This window comes from Tabrizicola sp., assembly GCF_051645465.1.
Lineage (GTDB): Bacteria > Pseudomonadota > Alphaproteobacteria > Rhodobacterales > Rhodobacteraceae > Tabrizicola.
Genome location: NZ_JBOFBI010000199.1, coordinates 1 through 2,686, shown reverse-complemented (window position 1 = coordinate 2,686; position 2,686 = coordinate 1). Strand labels below are relative to the sequence as shown.

4 protein-coding genes and 2 pseudogenes are annotated in these 2,686 nt (G+C 60.8%); 3 read left to right on the top strand and 3 right to left on the bottom strand.

Annotated elements, in window-relative coordinates; all coding sequences use genetic code 11:
• The 3 genes and pseudogenes from ACRCSW_RS12745 to coaD all read left to right on the top strand — a co-directional run.
• Nucleotides 1–143, top strand: a pseudogene (locus tag ACRCSW_RS12745) (CBS domain-containing protein); the annotation flags it as partial.
• Nucleotides 144–189: 46 nt separating this feature from the next.
• Nucleotides 190–438 (top strand): annotated as a pseudogene (locus ACRCSW_RS12740) (CBS domain-containing protein); the annotation flags it as partial.
• A gap of 76 nt (nucleotides 439–514) precedes the next feature.
• A complete protein-coding gene (gene coaD, locus ACRCSW_RS12735) occupies nucleotides 515–1,006 on the top strand; it encodes a pantetheine-phosphate adenylyltransferase (protein ID WP_438705598.1) in 492 nt (163 codons plus the stop codon).
• Nucleotides 1,007–1,056: 50 nt separating this feature from the next.
• Here coaD and ACRCSW_RS12730 read toward each other — a convergent pair whose 3' ends face one another.
• From ACRCSW_RS12730 to ACRCSW_RS12720, 3 genes are all read right to left on the bottom strand, one after another.
• Entirely contained in the window at nucleotides 1,057–1,227 is a 171-nt protein-coding gene (locus tag ACRCSW_RS12730) for a hypothetical protein (protein ID WP_438705596.1), read from the bottom strand.
• A 174-nt stretch (nucleotides 1,228–1,401) separates the two neighbouring features.
• A complete protein-coding gene (gap, locus tag ACRCSW_RS12725; protein WP_438705594.1) occupies nucleotides 1,402–2,403 on the bottom strand; it encodes a type I glyceraldehyde-3-phosphate dehydrogenase in 1,002 nt (333 codons plus the stop codon).
• A gap of 88 nt (nucleotides 2,404–2,491) precedes the next feature.
• Nucleotides 2,492–2,686 (bottom strand): hypothetical protein (locus ACRCSW_RS12720; RefSeq protein WP_438705593.1); only part of this gene is annotated, 195 nt, incomplete at its 5' end.

Sequence of the window (2,686 nt, the reverse complement as noted above, 5' to 3'; positions counted from 1 at the left end):
CCGATGGCCGCTTCCGCCACATGCCGGTGATGGAGGGCGACCAGATGGTCGGCCTCATCTCCATCGGCGATGTGGTCAAGGCGCGGCTGATGGAGCTTTCGGCGGAAAAGGACGCGCTGGAAGGCATGATCAAGGGTTTCTGACCCCCGTTTTGCCGCTTGCATTGCCCCGCGCACTATTGTTGCGTGGCGGCGGGGCGTCGGTTGCATGACCGATCCCGTGACCAAGGTCATGACGTCGAAGCTCGTCACCTGCTCGCGTGCAGACCGGGCGACAGATGTCATGCAGAAGATGACCGACGGGCGCTTTCGCCACATGCCGGTCATGGACGGCGAGGTCATGGTCGGCTTCATCTCGATCGGCGACGTCGTAAAGTACCGGCTCTCGGAACTGGCGATGGAAAAAGACGCGCTTGAAGGCATGATCAAGGGCTTCTAGGCCGCCAAAATCCACTTGCACCTGCGCGGGCAATAATGTTGCGTGCGTGGGACTACGTGGGCTTTTGGGGTAATCCATGCGCATCGGGCTTTATCCGGGAACCTTCGATCCGGTCACGCTTGGCCACACCGACATCATCCAGCGCGCGATGGCGCTGGTCGACCGTCTGGTCATCGGGGTCGCGATCAACCGCGACAAGGGTCCGCTTTTCAGCCTGGAAGAGCGTGTGGCCATGGTCGAAGCCGAATGCGCCGCCATCACCGCCAAGACGGGGGGCGAGATCGTCGTCCACCCGTTCGAAAACCTGCTGATCGACTGCGCCCGTGACGTAGGCGCCGGCATCATCATCCGCGGCCTCCGCGCTGTGGCGGATTTTGAGTATGAATTCCAGATGGTCGGCATGAACCGGGCACTCGATGCCTCGATCGAGACGGTGTTCATGATGGCCGATGCCCGCCGCCAGGCGATCGCGTCGAAACTGGTCAAGGAAATCGCGAGGCTCGGCGGCGACGTGTCAAAGTTCGTGCCGCCCCCGGTCGTCAAGGCGCTGAAGCGCAAGTACGGCTGAAATGCAAAAGGGGCCCGAAGGCCCCCGCATCAGTCCAGGTCAAGCTGCCCTCAGGCGGCTTTGCCGTAGACAGCTTCGCGCGCAATGCGCTCGGCGTCGCCAGGGAAAAGGCCAATGTCCAGCGCGATATCGGTGGGCAGGTTGGCAATCTCGTCACGCGTCTGCCGGTAGCGCGAGTAGTTCACGGCGGCGGTCTTCAGCATGTCGAACACGGTAAACATCTTAATTCGTCCTTTCACAGCGAGGGTCATCTTTCTTCTCGCATGACTGGAAGATAGGGGTTCTGATAGCGCAAACAACGCCCAATGCTGCGGTGCGGCTATGCACCCCTTGCATAGCTCTGCCACAATTGAAAAAGGCGCCCGAAGGCGCCTTTTCCTTTGATTTCAGAAGCCTCAGATCAGCTTGCCCATCGCGACGGCCGTATCAGCCATGCGGCAAGAGAAGCCCCATTCGTTGTCATACCAGCTCAGGATCGACACGAAGGTCCCGTCCATCACCTTGGTCTGGTCCATGTGGAAGACCGACGAATGCGGGTCGTGGTTGAAGTCCGAGCTGACCAGCTTCTCGGTCGTATAGCCAAGGATCCCCTTCAAAGGCCCCTCTGCCGCCGCCTTGATCGCCCCGTTGATCTCCTCAACCGAAGTCGACCGCTTGGCGATGAACTTCAGGTCCACGACCGAGACGTTCGGCGTCGGCACCCGCATCGCGAACCCGTCAAGCTTGCCCTTCAACTCCGGCAGCACCAGCCCCACGGCCTTCGCCGCCCCGGTCGAGGTCGGGATCATCGACAACGCCGCCGCGCGGGCGCGGTACAAATCCTTGTGCATCGTATCCAGCGTCGGCTGGTCACCGGTGTAGGAGTGGATGGTGGTCATCATCCCCTTCTCGATCCCGATCGCCTGATTCAGCACATAAGCTACGGGCGCAAGGCAGTTCGTCGTGCAGGAGGCGTTGGAAACGACGATATCAGCCGAAGTCAGTGTCCCGTGGTTCACGCCATAGACGATGGTCTTGTCCGCGCCCTCGCCAGGCGCAGAAATCAGCACGCGCTTCGAGCCGTTCTCAAGGTGCGGCAGGCACTTTTCCTTCGAGGTGAAGATCCCCGTGCACTCCAGCACGATATCGACGTCGCCCCAGGGCAGGTCGGCCGGGTTCTTCAGCGCGGTCACCCGCATCGGCCCACGACCGACGTCGATCGTGTCGGCGCCGGTCGTCACGGTCGCCGGGAACTTCCCGTGCACCGAATCGTAGCGCAAGAGATGGGCATTGGTTTCCACCGGACCCAGATCGTTGATCGCGACGACCTGAATGTCAGTGCGGCCCGATTCAATGATGGCGCGCACGATGTTGCGACCGATGCGCCCAAACCCGTTGATGCCAACTTTCACCGTCATGATCTTTCCTCCGTCCGGATGCGACTCGCGTCTGTTGTTAGCGGTAACAAATACCAATCTCCGCCGATTTCAACCCAATGTGACGCTGTCAGCGCCAGAATACCACCCAGTCGACCAAATCCAGGAACTTTCGCCCCAGGAACATCAGCGCCACGCCGTCATTCGCCAAAAGGTCCAGCCCGATGGCCGCCAGGATTACCAGTATCAGGACCAGAGCAATCTGATTGGTCAACGCCGCACCTCCCGTCCTGCACCCAAAGACTGCGGACGAGGCCGGGAAAGC